Origin of the sequence: Prosthecobacter dejongeii, assembly GCF_014203045.1 — a bacterium.
GTDB lineage: Bacteria > Verrucomicrobiota > Verrucomicrobiia > Verrucomicrobiales > Verrucomicrobiaceae > Prosthecobacter > Prosthecobacter dejongeii.
Genome location: NZ_JACHIF010000003.1, coordinates 359,483 through 377,492, shown reverse-complemented (window position 1 = coordinate 377,492; position 18,010 = coordinate 359,483). Strand labels below are relative to the sequence as shown.

Here is an 18,010-nt window from a genome sequence, read left to right as displayed (position 1 = left end):
CGCAGTATGCACTTTGGAGCCTTTTCTTGTGTTTGTAACCATCGTATCCTGCACGTACTCCGCTCTCAGGCGTGGACTGCATCGTGCGACCCTCCAAGATCACAGCGCTTGGCTGGGCGTTCTTTTCAGAATACATTCCGCCATGGCCTCCATGCACCCAGCCTTGATCCAGCGTTGCCATGGCTGGTAAACAATAGCCCAGTCATGAGGCAGCATCCCCCAAGGGCAGCCAGCCCGGGCGATGTAGCGAACGGCATTGAACACATCGCGCAAGAAGCGCTCCCTTTGCAGAGCCTCTTCCGTCATGAGTTCAAAGTAAGGGAGGCAAAAATACCACTCTTCATCACTGACATCGGCGAGATACGGAGGCTTGGGGTTCACGGTCGGGGCAGCCATCCCAGCTTATGACCACTCTTTCCACCCTCGTACAGCGCCTTATCAAAGTTCATGACACGCTTTAGGATACTCTCCACGCTTGGTAAGAACCAAAACAGCATGGTATCATACCCGCAGCTATTTTAACAAAGTCTGAGAGGTCAAAGGAAAATGGGGAAGCTCAAGGGATGAGCCATGCTCCAGCGTCTTTCAATGAGCCGAGGTGGAACCAGAAAACGAATAACGTCCAGTTCTTCAGCCAAGCTCCAGAAATCTTTTCGACGTTCAGATTTTGCCAGCACCGATGGTTTATATTAGCTTGGCACGACTTATCATCCCCAGCATTTATCGCATCATAACAAGACCGCATGTTTAGCATGCGGCCCTGAATCTGAGGTTCGTGATTGGTTAGAGGATGTTATAAAGCCATTCCTACCAAGCAGCATCGGGCAACTCTATCTTCCTCAATTGCCTTGGTTTTGATAGATTTCTGTGAGTCGGTTCAGTTTCTCATCCAATTTGTTAAAGTCGAGTCCCTCCAACCCTTGATTGATATGGTTCAGGGTGTCTTTGGGGTCATGGCTAGTTAAGCCGTTATCAGACAGCTTTTCACCCAGGCTTTCTGAATTTCGACTCAACATCTGCAATCCTTCGGCCATACCCTTGATGACATTGATGGCAAAAAGTCTTTTACTGGACTCGGGAATACTTTTCCACTGCTCTGTTTCGTCTCGGTTAGAAGCCGTATCTCGGTAAAAAAGTGTCCCCCCCTCGAACGGAGGGCTAAAGCTAGCGAATAGCACATTTGAAATAGGATTATCGTCTCCAGTAGAGAATCCAAGCTTAGAATCCATCTTCAAACTTCCAGCCATCCATTCCTCGAAAGCTTCCGGCGATGTTGCAGTCAGTATTTTTAAGAAGTTCGTGGCACCCGAAAATTTATCCTTCAGACTATCAGTGTCTATTCCATAACCAATAGATTTGTCTTTTCTCTGCACTTGCCCCATCGAAGGATCAATTAGGTTTAGCCTACCTTCTTCATTGATCATGATGTTACTAAAATTACTGCCGTTAGCCATGTTGTTACCCATATTCAGGTGATCATTGAATCCCATAAACTGCAATAGGACCATCGATTGACCTACGGATTGCCCAAAAGAGTTTGACCGTAGTAGCTCTAGCTTCTTTTCAGGTGACAAAAGATTTCCCTGCTGAGCATTTTCCACCATTTCAAACTTCATGACTTTCTGGTGCTTAACCAGGTTTTGCTTCATACCGTCTCTGTGAGAACTACCTTGCAGCTTAACTAATTTTTGCTCAATTTTCTTAGCTAGGCCCAAATTTTCCCCTTTGATGGCTTTGTCCAGATCTGTTTGGAGCGACTTGACTTCCTGTTCGATCTTGGAGACACATTCCCCATAGAGATTCGAATTGTCTGGAACATCTAAAAGCACCATGTTAGGAACATCAAAAGGTAGGTTCTCACCTACCGCAGTGCGAAAGGTATTGAGGATCGAATAGGCACTGTCGGCTATCTTATAAGCTTCATTGTCTATTTTGAGGATTGACTTCTCGCCGGTATTTTTCTCTGCGATAATCACCCCCCCCGCGCCGCCGTCAGAGACTTTCCAGGAGACGTTTTCATCCATAAAACCATCGATGCCCGCTTCCGCAAACTCCTGGATGGAGTGGGTGATGTGCTCTTGAATCTTGGTTTTAACTTCGGTATTCAGCCTTTTGAGGTCTTTGACCGTGATCCGGTCAGAACTGATTTCCCCCCTACTCTGCAACTTCAACATGAGCTTGGCTCCTGCATCTCTGCCTAACCCTGCTTTTTGAAGATGTTCATTCAGAGATTCAGTGACTAGTAGCACCGCTTTGGCACGTTTCTGCAAACGCTCGTTTTTTGCGGTTGGTCCCCAGCGACTCAGTCTGCTACTCTTCGTATGTAAATTTTCGCCGGACAATCTTAGCGAGACCTTGTCACCTTTGACGAAGTTCTTCGAATCTTTAAAGGTATCCACGAGCTGGGTGAACGTGGGCTTGTTAGCGGTATTGAGTGTGGTAGGCATGACTGTGGGCTGTGTTAAAAGTAGATTTGGAAAGAGGAGTAAAAATCAGACGCGGATACTGCCCAGGGGGATCTCCAGGGGGTCTAAAGACACGTTAGCAAGAGATTCACTGGGGGCCTGGAAGGTATTTCTCCACTGTGGAACGATCTCTAAAAGGTTACCCAGGATGGCCTGCATCATTGGTAGGTCCATGGAAGCTGCGGGACTGTCGAGAAGGAGCACCACCTCCCTGTCGTTTGGGTCTAGGGCCATGCGGGCACCGCCTGTTGCTTCCCAAGCATAATTGTAATTCAGCAGCAGTGGCATGAGGATCGCCAGATTTTCCTCCGGCACGGAACCGATGATTGCGCTGAAAACGAGTGTCTCGCGCTCTTCCACCCAGATGATTTCAATAAGCACATCATCCCCTCCTTGGAGTAGCCATAAGTGATCCTCGTGATGGGCGATGACTTCATCAAGATCCATCTGTGGACCGATCTGTGTTAGTAAGTGGTTGAGATGTTCTGGTACTGGCATGGGTGAGCGGTATTGCTGGAGGTGACTGAGGACGTGCCCTTGGCATCGAACATCCGCCAAAGGCAGAGACGCCGTATCTTTGGGAACACGGCTTCCCTCATGTGCATCCGCCGAAGTGACGGCGGGGATTACAGATGCCTGATTTTTTTTCAGCCCTCAGGCCACGTTTTAAAATTCACCGTAATTCAGGAATGACCAACGGGTGATGTAGTCAATAGCGGGTTCTTTTTGACCTGTGACTCTCCAATCATCTCATGAATCTCAATGCCCTTCTAGACTTACTCCCCCCTGAATTCCGACTTCAAGATAGCGCCAAAGATGCGCGCGGAATTTGTGAACTTGTGGTGGATTCCTCATTGAAGATCAGCATAGAAGAACAGCCCCTCACGCAAGATCTGTACCTTTACAGCGTCGTGGCCTCCATCGCTGAAGCAGACCCGACGCCCCTCTTCGAAACATTGCTGGAGGCGCAGCTTTTTAGTCGGGAATTGGGAGAAGGGATATCCTTTGGATTCGACCGTGCAGAGAGTGCGGTGCTGATCTGGCGTAAGTTGGGCGGTGAGAATGCCGATTCGGAAAGCTGCACTCGATCCCTGACAGAATTCATCAACTGGGCTGAGCATTGGCAGGCAAAACTCAACGCACCTGTGGTGGAGGCCGACGAGAGCGACGCAGGAGTCTCCATGCCAGAACACTTCATCCGCGCCTAATTTTTTTAAAGCTTCCACCCTCTCTAAACTTTGGTTTTATGAAAACCTTTGGAATCCAGCTAAGCCAGTCAAGCGGGGTGCTCAATCCCGTCAATATCCAGCGCCAAGCGCCGCAAGGTGAGACGGACCCCTCCATCTCGAACAAGCAATCGAGGCTGGCTCAAACGTCCATCATGACAAGTACTCCAAATGCAAAAACACTGCAGGAGAGGAACATCACCGCTAACAATGTGCTCAGTAAAGAGGGTCTGAAAGTGGCGCTGGGGAAAGCCTCCCGATATGGCAACATCAAGGATAAGATGATGCGGACTGCCTTTAAGATGACGCATCGCAGTAAGAACCCAGACAAAGACTTCGGCAGCTTGCACAAAAGCGTTTTACGTCTGGCGGAACACCACGAAAAGTTGGTTAGCGAAGGAGCTTCGGCCTCGGTGCGACTGGGGAGTTTAAAATGCCTGGAGACGACCCTGCAAGCCATGCAGGAGAAACATGTGGGAAAGAATGTTCTCAAAGGAAAGGACCTGAACCAGGCGGCTAAAGGCCCCGTGCAAGACATGTTGCAACTGGTGCGGCATGAAATCGCCTGCCAACCGCAAACGCATCGAGCCAAAGCGTATCAACTCATGCATGAGTTTGAAGGGCTGGTGCAGCAAGGCAAAGAACACAATGTGAGCGACCGCATGCAGAAAAAACTGGATCTGCTGGTGAAGGTGGAGGATCACCTCCTAACGGCCCGTGAAGGGGGTGTGTCCAATAGTAAGGACATGCAGCTCCTGGAGTTGGTGCAGAATGAAATGAGCCGCCTGAAGACGCATGTACCCTTGGAGAAAGAGCTGTCGAAGGTTTTTGCCTCGCTGCAAAAAAACAACGGAGATCAGCCTGGGACGGAGTTTATTCTGCGCCGTGACAAAGAGGGGCATCTGCAAAAACTAAAGCATGTGCATACGCGCCAAGTCGATCACTTGGCAGAAATGCGGGAGCAGGCCAACGGTGAACATACGAAGATGAAGGAACGGCATGAAACCCTCGATTTCTATGCTCCACTTGTGCACACCTTAACGAACGCTCTGGTCGAAACCTTTGATCCCTCAAAGCTCAATCCTGTCACGAAGCTGATGCGTGAGTCTGATGGTCTCGAGGTGGCTCGTGGTGAATTTGTGAAGGCTTCACACCTGGACTCATGGGCAGGAACCGATGTGGAGATGCCGGAGAAATTGCCGCTTTTAACCGATCATGGAATGCCAGATATCGAGATAGACCCAGGTCTGTCTCAAAAGTTCGCTGATGTCATCCTGCAAGGTGCAGATAGTCAGGCTGTGATCGAAGATCTGGGCAATGCATTAGCCAAAGCACTGCGCGAACTGGATCCCACCCAACAAATGAGTTATGCCACCAGTGATGGCAAGCTTCTGAAAAGCGAACTCCTCAGCATGCTGGCTGAAAACTGCCCTGAACTGATGTCTGAAGGCGTGCCGGACCCGCTTTCAAAAAGCTTCAGCTTCAGCTATGAAAATGCCAGCTCTGAATCGCAGCAACTGCTCGACAAAGTCTTTTTGAAGGCCGTGTCCCAGCTTTCTAACCGTCAGGTTGATGACGATACCGTGATCATCGGAGGTGAAACCTTCACCAAGAAAAACGAGCTGGGAAAAGGCTCCTCGGGCATTGTTTACCTATACGAAGGAACATCGGGCAAACAGATCGCCATCAAGCATCCTTCACACAATCCTAGCTCTGACGTCGTGAAGACTCGAGAGATAGCTTGTCGTGAAGTTCGTTCTCATTACCAGGCGATGGGAGAGGGACACCCACACATCGTTAACATGACAGGCGTGATCCGGAACTCCGAAGGAGATGTACTTGTGGCGATGGATTTAGCCCCGCGTGGCGACGTCTTTGAAGCGACCAAGAAGATAGACACGGCCTTGCAGAATGGGCAGATCACGCAGAAAACCGCCACCATTGTTCGACTCACCCTACTGCAAGACATGATCAAGGGCCTGCAACACATGCATGAGTCTAGAGGCATGACCCACCTGGATATCAAACCCCTGAACTACTTCATCAATGAAGAGGGACTGGCCATGCTGGGAGACTTTGGCACGTCAGACAACCATGCATCCTTTCGAGTGCCTGAAATCGCTGTGGATAACCCTCGCTGGCTGGCCCCAGAAATTGCCATTAACCAAGTCAATACAGATGGCATTCGGACAGGTGTTTCTAGAAAGCTCAAAAATCAAAGGAATGAGAAGATCGAAGCTGATTGGAAAAAGATGTTGATTGATTTTAATGAGCGCGGCGTGTCACGGAGAGAGATCGAGATCGAATGGCAAAAACTCAATGATCGCTACGATAAGGACATCGAGAAGATCACAGGAGCCATCAATTTTGAGGTCTCGAACAAGGCGGATGTTTGGAGCCTCGGCATCACGGCTTATGAGATGTTTGTGAAAGAGGGCCCTTTCAAAAAACCGGAGGATCAATTTTTATTTCAAGTTGAACAACGCCTGCGGGATTTCGGTTCCAACCCCGAAAATCGGTTACGTTCCAAGGGTGAGGGCACGGAGGGATTCACTGCTCTGGATAGGCTGCTCAATCAACTGCTGAAACCCGACCCGAAAGAGCGCATCAGCCTGAGTGACGCGCTTAACTCCAGTGTTTTCAAAGAAGGGGGTGTGGGAACGACTGAGGCACGAAAACTGATCCAGGCGCTGACGGATAAGAATGCTGATCCTGAAACGATTCAGGAGTGCTCTAAAAATCTGGGAGACTAACCAACGATTGAACTGCCCTCGCCTACCGCTCATGGCTGCCGTTTCACCCTTTTTCGGATTAGCGATTTTGTTGGGAGGCTTATTGGGCCTACTCGCCTGGTGGCTGCTGCCAGAGACGCTTGAGCTTTGGCGCCAGGGCATCATGATTGCTTTAAGCGTGAGCTTGGGTTTTCACATCGCTCAAGCTATCCGGGCGACGCAGCGAGGTGGAATCTTAGCCCTGCGGACGTGGCTGGAAAGCCTAGCCTTCCTGTGGGTGATGGCGGCCTTTTGGGTTCTGCCATCCCTGCAAGGATGGGTCTTATTGGTCGGCGGCTGGTCATGGCGTTGGATGGTGAAAAGGCTGTGGAAATGAAGGCAGGCATGACACTGGAGGCAGCGATTTTAGCCCACCGTCAGGGACGAGTGGGTGAGGCCCGGGCTGAGTACCAAAAGATTTTAACTGCGGAACCGGATAACGTGGTGGCGCTGCAATGGCTGGGGGCCGCCTACGCCCAAGGGGGAGATTTTCTGGAGGCGATGGATCTCTACAACCGGGTGATCAAGCTCAAGCCCGATTATGCAGAAGCGCAGGCGAACCGAGCCAATGTGCTGCGGCTTTTGACGCGGTATGATGAGGCGCTGGCAGGCTACGATGCTGCCCTGCGACTGAGACCCGACTATGCGGAGGCACACTGCAACCGGGGCATCACCCTGCGTGATAAACATTGCCTGGAGGAAGCCTTGCTGAGCCAGGAGCGGGCCATCTTCATCAAACCTGAGTATGCCCAGGCTTGGAAAAATAAGGGCAGTGTGTTGAATGATCTGGGGCGTTTTGAGGAAGCCATTGTTTGTCAAAATAAGGTGATTGAGCTCTGCCCTCACGATGCTCAAGCTTTTGTGTTTCGGGGGCATAGCCAGCATCGGCTGCGGCGATTTAGGGAGGCCGTGGAAAGTTATGATGCAGCGCTCCAGCTCCGGCCTAACTATGCGGAGGCTCATTATGATCGTAGCCTCTCTCTACGGGAGTTGCTGCGGCTGGAGGAGGCCATCCAAAGTTGTGAAAACGCCGTGCAAGTGCGGCCCGATTATGCAGAGGCTTGGTGGAATGAAGCAGAGATGCGCATCCTCAAGGGAGACTATGAGCGTGGGTGGCCCATGTTTGAGTGGCGGTGGCGCTCTGCCCACTACGGCAAGGTCATGCGGTGTTTTACTGCGCCTTTGTGGTTAGGCGAAGAGGATCTGGAGGGGAAGTCCATCCTGATCCACCTGGATGGAGGATACGGAGATACATTGAATTTTTGCCGCTACGTCTCTTTGCTGGTAGAGCGCGGGGCGCAGGTGAGCCTGGAGGTGCAGACGGGGCTGGTAGGATTATTGCAGGAGAGTTTCCCATGCGTTCAGGTGATCGGCACTGGGCAGGAGCTGCCAGCATGTGATTTCCAGTGCCCGATGATGAACCTTCCAGGGGCCTTTCGATTGCCACTGGAGTTGATCCCCTCGCGTCTACCCTACGTCCGGGTAGCTCAACGCTATTTAGAGGGATGGGTAGCGCGACTGGGTCAAAAGCAGCGCCCCCGGATCGGCCTTGCTTGGTCAGGGAGTCTTGATCACTCCAACGATGCCCAGCGCAGCATGACATGCCTGGCCATGGCAGGGCTCTTGACCCAGGAGGCAGAGTTTCACTGTCTGCAAAAGCACCTACGCGAGGTGGACCAGACGGCGGTGAGGCAACTACCGATTCGGGTCTGGGAAAGGGAGTTGGAGGACTTTGCAGAAACTGCGGGCTTGGTGATGGCGATGGATCTCATCGTTTGTGTGGATACCTCCGTCGCTCATTTGGCAGGTGCTTTGGGAAAGCCGACCTGGCTTTTACTGCCTCACGTGCCGGACATGCGTTGGCTGCTAGAGCGAGATGATTCCCCCTGGTATCCTGGGGTGATGCGCCTCTTCCGCCAGCCTCAGAGTGGGGACTGGGAGGCGGTAGTGACAAAAGTGGCCGAGGAGATGGGACGATTCCTCCAGCTCCCAGGGAGCTGATGCTGGGCTGATTTTATAGGGAATGTCAGTGATTATGTAATGACGGGGAGGTGGAAGGGTGATGCATCCTTAGGGTGGCTCATGCACCTGCTGCCGACTTTGAAGTTCTCATTTCAGTTTTAGCCTTTTTGATGGATCCTCTCATTGATAATTGAATGCCGGAAACCTTGCCTGATCCCAATCCTGCTGCAGACATGACCTGCACCACCTGCGGTGCACCGATGGCAGTGGGTGAAAGGTGCGCCCAGTGTTTGCTGCGTCTGGCTTTGGAGGTGGATTCTTCAGAGGCGGATCCTTTCTTTGAGAAGCTTCGCTGGCATGGTTTTGGCGATTACGAGGTGATCGAGGAAATCGCCCGTGGAGGCATGGGTGTGGTCTATCGGGCCCGGCAAAGGAGTCTGGAACGAGAGGTGGCGCTGAAGATGATCCTAGCGGGAGAGCTGGCGGGGAGGAAGGCGCTGAGGATGTTTCAGACCGAAGCTCAAGCTGCGGCCAATCTGCACCACCCCAACATCGTGCCCGTTTACGAGATCGGTGAACATGAGATGCAAAACTACTTCACCATGCGTTATGTCCCAGGCGGGCGAACGGTGGCAGATTGGGCAGCGACTCAGCGTGAAAATCCGCGTGCGATTGCCGCCGTCGTGGCCAAAATTGCGCGGGCGGTGGCCCATGCCCATGAGCGTGGGGTACTGCACTGTGATATCAAGCCCTCCAACGTGCTGTGGGACCCGAGGGGTGAGCCGCTGGTGACAGACTTTGGTTTGGCCAAGTTATTGGACCTGACTGAACCTGCGATGACCTACACGGCCATCGTGGGCAGCCCTAGCTACATGGCCCCAGAGCAGGTGGATCAAAAGGCGGGCATCATCACCACAGCGACGGATGTTTATGGGATAGGGGCCTTATTGTATGAGATGCTTTCAGGGCACCCGCCCTTCGAAGGTGGGTCTGCCCTGGAGATCCTGCGCAAGGTGTCTCAAGACGCTCCGCGCACGATAACGACCGTGCCCAGAGACCTGCGTGTGATCTGCATGAAGAGCCTGGAAAAGCGGCCGAAAGATCGGTATTCGACGGCCATGGCTTTGGCGGAGGATCTGGACCGCTTCGCCCGTGGAGAGCCTGTCTCCGCAGCGCCCAGGACCTGGGCCCACACGATGTGGTATTGGGCATTGAGAAAGCCACGCTCTGCCGCATTGCTGGTGCTGTGTGCCATTTCGGTTTTGTTCGGCATGACCGGCATCATCATGCAATGGCTGGCCACCGAGCGGGCGAACCGAATGCAGGCCGCAGCTCTAGAGCGTGTTCGCTGGCAAGAGATCGAGCAATGGCAGAAGGAAGGAAATTCCTCTCAAGCGCTTACTTATCTAGCGAAGCTGATCCGGCAAAAACCCAACCACTGGCAAGCGGCAATGTATGCCATGTCCATCGTGGACCAGACCTCCCTGGCAGTCCCTGCGGGGCCTAACATCACCCCTCCGGTAGCCTCGACCGCTACGGCTAGATTGTCTGCTGATGGTCAATTCATCATCACGGCAGGCAGTGATGCAAAGGTGCGTATCTGGGAGGCAGAAAGTGGAAAGGAAACACGAAACATCCCGGTAAACAGTCCCGTGACTGAGATGGCCACGGGTACTTTTGTGCCGCTGGCCTTGGCGACGCAGAGAAACGAAGTCTTCATTTTACCCGGGCTAGACAAAGAGTGGGTGACCTTGCCACGCGGGGCTGTGGAGCCTGTGAAGAAAGTGCTATTTTCTGCAAATGGTCATCTGCTGGCAGCAGTGTCCGAATCGAAGATTGAGGTCTGGTCCATGGACGATTTATCCGGTGCCGCGCGAAGTCTGAAATTAGACGAGGCGGTGGAAGGGATGCTGATCTCCGCCGAGGGATCCTACTTGATAGGCTGGAACAAGACCCAAGTCAGCGTGTGGGATGCCAGTACTCTCAAACTACGCTGGAGCTTTCGTGCGCATGAGGTGCTGCACCAGGCCACACTCTCTGCAGATGGAAACACCCTGGCCGTGGTGGATGGCTCTTACAGCGTGAGAATCTGGGAAGTGGCCAAAGGAGCTGAAATCAATGTGATCGCCAGCCCACTCTCCTCGATCAGGCAGGTAGCGCTCTGCGGGGATGGGAGTCGCCTCACCATGGGAGGGGCTGGAAATGAGCTTTTGCTCTATGATTCGAAGTCGGGCCTGCCCCTGCGCGCAGCCACCAAACACCACTACAATGTACGCAACATCGTCACGGATATCCGGGGCAAATATGTTTATAGCTACGGCTACGATGATGCGCTGTGTGTGAGTGATGCTGTGACGGGAGAGACCTTGATTGAGCCCTTTAAAATCGGGCAAATTTTTCAAGAAGCAGACATTCACCCCTCTCATCAGGGGCAGACCATTTTAGTCCATAACCGGGCCAAGAATACCTTTCGTGAAACCCTCAGTGTCTGGCAAGGGACACGAAGGAAACAGGCAGTTCAGCATGGCGTCCAGGGACAACGAGACTTTCATTTCAGTCGCATGAGCAAGGATGGGCAGTTAGGGTGTCTCGCACTGAACCCGGGAGATCGTTGCTACATCTATGATCTGAAGACCGAAAAGATTTTACTAGATCAGAAAGCCAATGGGGATGTTTACGCCACCTATTTTTCCCCAGACATGAGCAAGTGCTATGCACTGACGGCGAATGGCTGGATCCATGGCTGGACACTCGCGACCGGGAAGGAACTCTGGCCGCCTAACCAACAACCCGGAAAGATACGCCCAGCGATCATCACCGACGACGGCACGCGCCTTATCGCAGGACATAACGATGGCCATATCCGCATCTATGACACCGCCACGGGAAAGGTCATTCAGGAACTGGAGCACCCAGGTGAAGTTAAAACCCTGCGCTTAGCCCCAGGTGGGAAGGAGCTATTGCTTTCAGGTTCCACAGATAAACTCGCCCACGTCTGGGACTTACGTTCAGGTAAAAAGATACAGACTTTCAGAGGACATGACCACACGATCATCGCCTCTGGGTGGAGTCCAGATGCGCGATCCGTGGCCACCGCCTCTTATGACCGCACGGCACGGCTCTGGAGCGTAGAAACAGGCCAGAGCATAGGCACACCCATGCAGCACCCGGCCTGGCTTTCGCATGTGGAATTTAGCCCGGATGGGCAGCTCATCGCCACAGCTAGCCGTGATGGTACGGCGCGGCTTTGGCATGCTGAAACGAGCCTGCCAGCCTCTCTCTGGATGGAGCAGGGCTCCACGTGTGAAACGGTCCACTTTACTCAGGATGGGCGGGCCTTGCTTATACGTGACCATAGTGGCTTTAGATTTTGGGACATCGAACGGGCACAGCCACTCACCATCCACTACCAGGAACCCGTTTCTGGTGGATTAGGTATGGATAGCGAGAGCCATCGCTCCATGATGAATGCAGATGGCACCCAAGTGTTTCTGGCCAGCAATATGAACTACGGGGCGCTGTGGTCCATCTCACAGCCCAGGATGACTGCTCCCTCATGGTTCCCTGATTTCATAGAAGCACTGGCGGGCTTGAACTTCGACCATCCAGATACAGCGAATGACAGGCGAAATGATTGGCTGAAATTGAAGGAAAAACTGCTCGAAGAGGATGATCAGGGGGGCTTTGAACCATGGGCGAGAAAGACTCTTTCATCCGCTCCTGAATGAATGGGGACTTTAGAGTTTGTTCTACCTACTGGAGCACATAAAATTCATCTGACGGCGGCGTTACTCAACGCAGCTATGCACACCGACATCTCTTCCAGACTGGACAGATTCTTTCCCTCTGACATAGGCTGCACGCATGTTTGGGAAAAGCCTACTCCTTCTTACCCTCACCGCCTCGATCCTGAGCCTTCAAGCGGAGGACGTTTTAAAGTACGTGGATGCCCGCCCCGGCAGCCTGCCCATTCTCATCACCGTGCCTCACGGGGGAGATCTCAAACCTGCCAATATCCTCGCCCGCCGTTATGGCGTGACCGCCAAAGATAGCAACACGGCCGAGCTGAGCGTGATGATCTCCGAGGAACTGCGGAAGCTTTACGGGGGAGCCCCTCATCTCGTCATCTGTCGCCTGCATCGGTCCAAATTGGACTGCAATCGTGAACTGAATGAGGCCGCTCAAGGAGATCCCGTGGCCACGGCCACCTGGAAGAGATTTCACGAGGCTGCCGAAGGTGTGGAACAGCAGGTCACCCGCAGCTTCGGTGCGGGCCTCACGATCGACCTCCACGGCCATCGTCATGAAGAACCACGGGTGGAACTTGGTTACCTCATCTCCGGCAGCCAACTCAACACCTCGGATGAAGCACTGGATCGAGACCCCAAGTACCTTCGCCTCACCAGTGTGAAAGAGTTGGATCAACGCTCCCCCCAATCTTTTTCCGCCCTCATCCGCGGTCCTCAAAGTCTCGGGGCCCTGCTGGAGGCCCAAGGCTTCCGCTCCATCCCCAGCCCCGGCAAACCCTCACCCGGCAAAGCTGTCTATTTTAGCGGTTCCTATGATGTGGCTGCACATGGCTCTCGGGATGGAGGCAGCATCAGCGCCATCCAGGTGGAGTGCCCCTGGAATGGCGTTCGCGATACGTCTGAAAACCAGCGCCGCTTTGCCAAAGCCCTGGCCACCGCCCTCGGTGACTACTTCAAGATTCATTTTCAGATGACTCTGGTGCCAGATAAATCAAGCCAACCTGCGAGGCCTTAAGACTCAAAAAAAAATCCCGGCCCGCGTGAGCAGGCCGGGATCATCAGCTAAGAGCCACGCAGGCCCACCTAACTAGAATTGCTTATCCGTCACCGCGCCTTCGCTGGCGCTGGTGGTGAGGGCGGCATACTTGGCCAGCACGCCACGGGTGTAGCGGGGCTTCGGCTGCTTCCAGGCCTTGAGACGGGCGGCCAGTTCCTTGGCAGGGATGCCGAGAGTGATGGCACGCTTTTCAGCATCAATAGTGATGGCGTCGCCATTTTTGATGACGGCAATCGGGCCACCGACGAAGGCTTCCGGGGTAACGTGGCCGACCACAAAACCGTGGCTGCCACCGCTGAAACGACCGTCCGTGATGAGGGCCACATCTTTGCCCAGGCCCTTGCCCATGATGGCGGAGGTGGGGCTGAGCATCTCGCGCATGCCGGGGCCGCCCTTAGGCCCTTCCATGCGGATGACGATGACGTGGCCTTTTTTCACTTTGTCATTCAAGATGGCATCCAGGGCTTTCTCTTCGGATTCAAAGACGATGGCCTTGCCGGTGAAGGTGAGGCCTTCCTTGCCGCTGATCTTGCCCACGGCCCCTTCAGGGCAGAGGTTACCTTTGAAGATGACGAGGTGGCTGTCTTTCTTGATCGGGTCGCTCAGCGGGCGGACGATCTGCTGGCTCTTCGGATAGACGATCTTGGATTTACGCACGTTTTCTTTCATCGTACGGCCCGTGACGGTGAGGCAGTCACCATGCATCAGGCCTTCTTCCACCAGGATACGCATGAGCGGCACGGTACCGCCGATCTTCACCAGATCGTTCATGAAGTATTTGCCACTTGGCTTCAGGTCGGCCAGCACCGGGGTCTTTTTGCCGATGCGGACGAAGTCTTCGATGGTCAGCTTCACACCCGCGCTGTGCGCCATGGCGATGAGGTGCAGCACGGCATTCGTGGAGCCGCCCAGGGTGATGATGAGCGTGATGGCGTTTTCAAAGGCCTCCTTCGTCATGATGTCGCGGGGCGTGATGCCCAGCTTGATCATGTTCATCACCGCAGCGCCGGCGTCGAAGCAATCGATGAGCTTGTCGTCGCCGACGGCGGATTGGGCACCGGAGTTTGGCAAGGACATGCCCAGGGCCTCAATGGCGCTGGCCATGGTGTTGGCGGTGTACATGCCGCCGCAGGAGCCTTCGCCAGGGATGCTGTGCTCTTCGATGTCAATGAGGTCGGCATCGGTAATCTGGCAGTTAGCGTGTTTGCCCACGGCTTCAAAGACGGTGACGATGTCCGCATCCTTCTTCTCATGCCCCACGCAGCCGGGCAGGATGGTGCCGCCGTAAACGAAGACGCTGGGGCGGTTCAGACGCGCCATGGCCATCACGCAGCCGGGCATGTTTTTGTCACAACCACCGATAGCGACAAAACCGTCCATGCCTTCGCAACCGACGACAGTCTCAATGGAGTCCGCGATGACTTCGCGGCTAACCAACGAGTATTTCATGCCTTCGGTGCCCATCGAGATGCCATCGGAGATGGTGATGGTGTTGAAGATCAGGCTTTTGCCACCAGCAGCATCCACGCCCTTAGCCGTTTCTTTGGCCAGGCGGTCAATGTGCATGTTACACGGGGTGACCATGCTCCAGGTACTGGCGATGCCGATCTGGGATTTCTGGAAGTCTTCCCGCTTAAAGCCAACCGCATGCAGCATGGCGCGGCTGGGCGCACGCTCGACACCGTCCACGACGATGGCGCTGTGTTTACGATGGAGGGATTCGGGTTTCTTGGATGCTGCTTTCTTGGCCATGATGGGGTGGGCGCGCATCTTGCCAGCAGCCGCGGCGGCTTGCAAGCAGGGAACATGCGCCAATCCTGCCCGTGCAAGAACTCACGCCGCCTGCGGGCGCTGCTTGCGGATGGCGATGTAGGATTTCGGAATGAGGCCCAGAAGCCGCTCCGTGAGGATTTCACAATCCGGAAACAGCAGGTCCATTTCACGCCGTGTCAGCAGCCGGATGCTATTCACCTCATAAGCTACCTGCTCACGAGTGGGCCGATGCACCCAACCCCAGAGAGTCACCCACCTGACCAGCACCATCTGCCATTTTTTAGGCAGGTGGTGAATGTACAAGCCGACGTAATGCGGCTCGATGGGGCATTCATAGGCAGGTGTTTGAACCCACAGATCCTTTCCCACCCTCCGAGCTTCCCGCGCGAAGGCCTGCTGGTCCTCCCAAGTCCCCACGTGCTCAATGACGCTGTTGGAAAAGAGGATTTGGTACGACTGATCCGGTGCGGTCAGCGCCCGGCCATCGCCCAAAAGAGTGCGGATTTGGTAGTTGGGATGACTGCCCTGCTCCCAAGGCACTTCATGAACATTCAAAGTGTCAATGCTGCCGACCGTCGGCTCATGCTGAGTCCAAAAACCCGGGTAACCTCCCACATCCAGAAGCTGGTCCGTGCGCAGAGGCGAGAGGTGCTGTTTAAAAATCGCAAACCGTTGGCCTCGAAATCGCCGCATCAAGGGGGCGAAGATTTGGTAGAGATTTAGGCTCATGATGAGAACAAAGTGGTTCTTAAAAAAACCTTATTCAACTTAGCCAGCACATGCCAAACAATCAAGACACCTGCAAATACGATTTATAAAACTTACGATTTTATTGCATTCCGCTTAATCGCCCCGCAAAGCCTCCACATGCACCGCCCGCACACGGGCCTTGGTATTCCAAGTGGCAAAGCCGAACGGCAGGCAGTGGTCAATGAAGCCGGAACGCAGGGTCACTTGGCGGCCTTTGATGCTGGCATTCACCACGATGCGGTCATCCACCCAGGCACGCAGATCTTCCGGGCGGACCTCGATCCGCACCTTGTACCAGCGGTTGTTTTCAAAACGCTGCTCCGCCCGTGTTTGGTTCTCATTGGCATCCTGGAAGTCAATGCTGGAGATGCCGGTGACGGTGCCACCCCAGCCACCGATGACAAAGGTGGCGTGCGACTGGTGACTGCCGACGGGAAAGGTAGCCATGCCAAAGATGTCGCCTCCCTCCACGCGCAGAGCTTCATAGGTGAGGGCGTAGTTTGTCTGCGGCAGGTCGGGGGTCCAGCCCACCCACTTGGCCCCGGTCATGGGCTGCCCGGCGGCGAGGGTGAGTTCGCCATTCGCCACCTGGATTTTCCCCTCGTCCGGGATGCCCGCCTGCTGCCATTGTGCGGCGGCGGCTCCTGCCAACAAGGACCACGTACGCGGAGCCTGCGGCGTAGGTTTGACGGCAGGGCCACACCCGGCCAAGAGCAGACTGAAAAGGCAGAGACGAAATAGCATGTGATGATCCTAACGCCTGGCTGTGCTTTTGGCGATGCTTCTGCGTGGACGCCGGGCCGGATGCGGTGTTTGATGCCTGCATGACCATCGAAGCCCTGACTGAACGCATCTGCGCCTTTCGCGATGCCCGTGACTGGCAGCAGTTTCACAATCCCAAAGACATGGCCGTGGCCATCGCCGCTGAGGCTGGGGAACTGATGCAGCACTTTGTCTGGAAAACCCAGGCCCAGACTCAGCAGGTCATCACTGAAAAACGAGCCGAGATCACCGATGAAATCGCCGACGTGGGCATCCTGCTTTTTGAGCTGGCGCACAATTTAAACATCCCGCTGGCCGAGGCTATGCAGGCGAAACTGGAGCGCAATGAACTGCGCTACCCGGCCGATAAAGCCCGGGGCAACAACCTGAAATACAATGAACTCTGAGGCCACCCCCTCCGGGCCCGATCCCACCCCTGCCGTCCACAAACGCCGACCACGCTACAGCGGTAAAAACCCGCGTCGGTTTGAGGACAAGTACAAGGAGCTGAATGCCGATAAGTACCCGGACGAAGTCGCGAAGGTCCTGGCTGCGGGCAAAACCCCTGCTGGCCAGCATGTCCCCATCATGGTGACAGAGGTGCTGGAGTGCCTGCAACTGCAAGCGGGGCAGCGCGCGGTGGACTGCACTCTAGGTTATGGCGGGCACACCCGCGCGATGTGGGAGCGGCTGCAACCCGGTGGGCACCTGATGTCCCTGGATGCGGACCCCATCGAGCTGGAGCGCACCCTCGCGCGTTTGCGCACGGATGGCATGGGGGAAGACAGCTTCACGGCCCGCCGCTGCAACTTTGCCGGACTGGTGAAGGCCCTGGCCGACCAAGGTTGGGCAGAGGGAGCTGATGCCATCTTTGCCGATTTAGGTCTGTCCTCCATGCAGATTGATAACCCGGCGCGCGGTTTTACCTTCAAACATGACGGCCCCCTGGACATGCGCCTGAACCCGCAGCGGGGTAAACCGGCCTCGGCTTGGCTGGCCGAGATGACGCCTGAAAATCTCACCCTCCTGCTGGAGGAAAATGCCGATGAGCCCCGCGCGGCGCTCATCGCCCAGCACCTGTGCAAAGCCGGGCGGCAGGCACCGCTCACCCGCACTAAAGCCCTAGCTGAAAGCATCCGTCAGGCACTGCCGCGCACCGTTTCTGCCGAAGATGCGGATGCCACCGTGCGCCGTGTCTTCCAGGCCATCCGCATCGCTGTGAATGAGGAATTTACCGTGCTGGATAGCCTGCTGCGTGCCCTACCCGCCTCCCTCAAACCTGGAGGGCGGGTGGCCATCCTCACCTTCCATTCAGGCGAGGATCGGCGGGTCAAAAAAGCCTTTCAAGAGGGGCTGCATCTGGGGCAATACAGCACCGCTGCCCGTGAAGTCATCCGTGCGACCCCGAGTGAGCAGCACCAAAACCCACGCTCCGCCCCGGCTAAACTGCGCTGGGCGATCCGCGCAGAGTGATTGACAAAATCACTGAAACGTG

At 54.7% G+C, this 18,010-nt stretch carries 12 protein-coding genes and 1 pseudogene; 7 read left to right on the top strand and 6 right to left on the bottom strand.

All coding sequences use genetic code 11. The features are described 5' to 3' along the window. The 3 genes and pseudogenes from HNQ64_RS09420 to HNQ64_RS09410 form a co-directional block, all read right to left on the bottom strand. Window positions 1–396 (bottom strand): annotated as a pseudogene (locus tag HNQ64_RS09420) (transposase); the annotation flags it as partial. A gap of 443 nt (window positions 397–839) precedes the next feature. Next, window positions 840–2,447 carry a hypothetical protein gene (locus tag HNQ64_RS09415; protein WP_184207824.1) on the bottom strand — a complete coding sequence of 536 codons (1,608 nt, stop codon included), beginning with the start codon at window positions 2,445–2,447 and terminating at the stop codon, window positions 840–842. A gap of 45 nt (window positions 2,448–2,492) precedes the next feature. Next, window positions 2,493–2,963 (bottom strand): type III secretion system chaperone, encoded by a 471-nt coding sequence (locus tag HNQ64_RS09410; protein ID WP_184207822.1) that lies wholly within the window; start codon window positions 2,961–2,963, stop codon window positions 2,493–2,495. Window positions 2,964–3,217: 254 nt separating this feature from the next. Between HNQ64_RS09410 and HNQ64_RS09405 the strand changes: the two genes are divergently transcribed. The 5 genes from HNQ64_RS09405 to HNQ64_RS09385 all read left to right on the top strand — a co-directional run bounded on the left by HNQ64_RS09405 (window position 3,218) and on the right by HNQ64_RS09385 (window position 13,188). Continuing rightward, window positions 3,218–3,673: a type III secretion system chaperone gene (locus HNQ64_RS09405; protein ID WP_184207820.1), complete on the top strand. Its 456-nt coding sequence runs from the start codon at window positions 3,218–3,220 to the stop codon at window positions 3,671–3,673. A gap of 38 nt (window positions 3,674–3,711) precedes the next feature. Continuing rightward, window positions 3,712–6,444: a protein kinase domain-containing protein gene (locus tag HNQ64_RS09400; protein WP_184207818.1), complete on the top strand. Its 2,733-nt coding sequence runs from the start codon at window positions 3,712–3,714 to the stop codon at window positions 6,442–6,444. Window positions 6,445–6,672: 228 nt separating this feature from the next. Beyond that, window positions 6,673–8,463: a tetratricopeptide repeat protein gene (locus tag HNQ64_RS09395; protein WP_184207816.1), complete on the top strand. Its 1,791-nt coding sequence runs from the start codon at window positions 6,673–6,675 to the stop codon at window positions 8,461–8,463. 167 nt (window positions 8,464–8,630) lie between these two features. Next, window positions 8,631–12,152, top strand: coding sequence for a protein kinase domain-containing protein (locus HNQ64_RS09390; protein ID WP_184207814.1), 3,522 nt, complete (start codon window positions 8,631–8,633; stop codon window positions 12,150–12,152). Between the two features lie 136 nt (window positions 12,153–12,288). Then, window positions 12,289–13,188, top strand: a complete 900-nt coding sequence (locus HNQ64_RS09385; RefSeq protein ID WP_184207812.1) for an N-formylglutamate amidohydrolase — start codon at window positions 12,289–12,291, stop codon at window positions 13,186–13,188. 72 nt (window positions 13,189–13,260) lie between these two features. Here HNQ64_RS09385 and ilvD read toward each other — a convergent pair whose 3' ends face one another. The 3 genes from ilvD to HNQ64_RS09370 all read right to left on the bottom strand — a co-directional run bounded on the left by ilvD (window position 13,261) and on the right by HNQ64_RS09370 (window position 16,497). After that, entirely contained in the window at window positions 13,261–15,000 is a 1,740-nt protein-coding gene (gene ilvD / locus HNQ64_RS09380) for a dihydroxy-acid dehydratase (RefSeq protein WP_246431000.1), read from the bottom strand. Between the two features lie 63 nt (window positions 15,001–15,063). After that, complete coding sequence (locus tag HNQ64_RS09375) at window positions 15,064–15,732, bottom strand: class I SAM-dependent methyltransferase (protein WP_184207810.1); 669 nt, start codon at window positions 15,730–15,732, stop codon at window positions 15,064–15,066. Window positions 15,733–15,846: 114 nt separating this feature from the next. After that, window positions 15,847–16,497, bottom strand: a complete 651-nt coding sequence (locus tag HNQ64_RS09370; protein ID WP_184207808.1) for a DUF6250 domain-containing protein — start codon at window positions 16,495–16,497, stop codon at window positions 15,847–15,849. An 80-nt stretch (window positions 16,498–16,577) separates the two neighbouring features. Between HNQ64_RS09370 and HNQ64_RS09365 the strand changes: the two genes are divergently transcribed. Together HNQ64_RS09365 and rsmH are read left to right on the top strand one after the other, a co-directional pair. After that, on the top strand, window positions 16,578–16,922 hold the full coding sequence (locus HNQ64_RS09365; RefSeq protein WP_184207806.1) for a nucleotide pyrophosphohydrolase: 345 nt from the start codon (window positions 16,578–16,580) through the stop codon (window positions 16,920–16,922). Next, window positions 16,912–17,988, top strand: a complete 1,077-nt coding sequence (rsmH, locus tag HNQ64_RS09360; protein ID WP_184207804.1) for a 16S rRNA (cytosine(1402)-N(4))-methyltransferase RsmH — start codon at window positions 16,912–16,914, stop codon at window positions 17,986–17,988. Before HNQ64_RS09365 ends, rsmH begins: the two co-directional genes overlap by 11 nt. Window positions 17,989–18,010: the final 22 nt, after the last annotated feature.

Coding starts and splice junctions, on each gene's coding strand:
- HNQ64_RS09415 (WP_184207824.1), bottom strand. CDS start 2,447: ATGCCTACCACACTCAATACCGCTAACAAGCCCACGTTCACCCAGCTC.
- HNQ64_RS09410 (WP_184207822.1), bottom strand. CDS start 2,963: ATGCCAGTACCAGAACATCTCAACCACTTACTAACACAGATCGGTCCA.
- HNQ64_RS09405 (WP_184207820.1), top strand. CDS start 3,218: ATGAATCTCAATGCCCTTCTAGACTTACTCCCCCCTGAATTCCGACTT.
- HNQ64_RS09400 (WP_184207818.1), top strand. CDS start 3,712: ATGAAAACCTTTGGAATCCAGCTAAGCCAGTCAAGCGGGGTGCTCAAT.
- HNQ64_RS09385 (WP_184207812.1), top strand. CDS start 12,289: ATGTTTGGGAAAAGCCTACTCCTTCTTACCCTCACCGCCTCGATCCTG.
- ilvD (WP_246431000.1), bottom strand. CDS start 15,000: ATGCGCGCCCACCCCATCATGGCCAAGAAAGCAGCATCCAAGAAACCC.
- HNQ64_RS09375 (WP_184207810.1), bottom strand. CDS start 15,732: ATGAGCCTAAATCTCTACCAAATCTTCGCCCCCTTGATGCGGCGATTT.
- HNQ64_RS09370 (WP_184207808.1), bottom strand. CDS start 16,497: ATGCTATTTCGTCTCTGCCTTTTCAGTCTGCTCTTGGCCGGGTGTGGC.
- HNQ64_RS09365 (WP_184207806.1), top strand. CDS start 16,578: ATGACCATCGAAGCCCTGACTGAACGCATCTGCGCCTTTCGCGATGCC.
- rsmH (WP_184207804.1), top strand. CDS start 16,912: ATGAACTCTGAGGCCACCCCCTCCGGGCCCGATCCCACCCCTGCCGTC.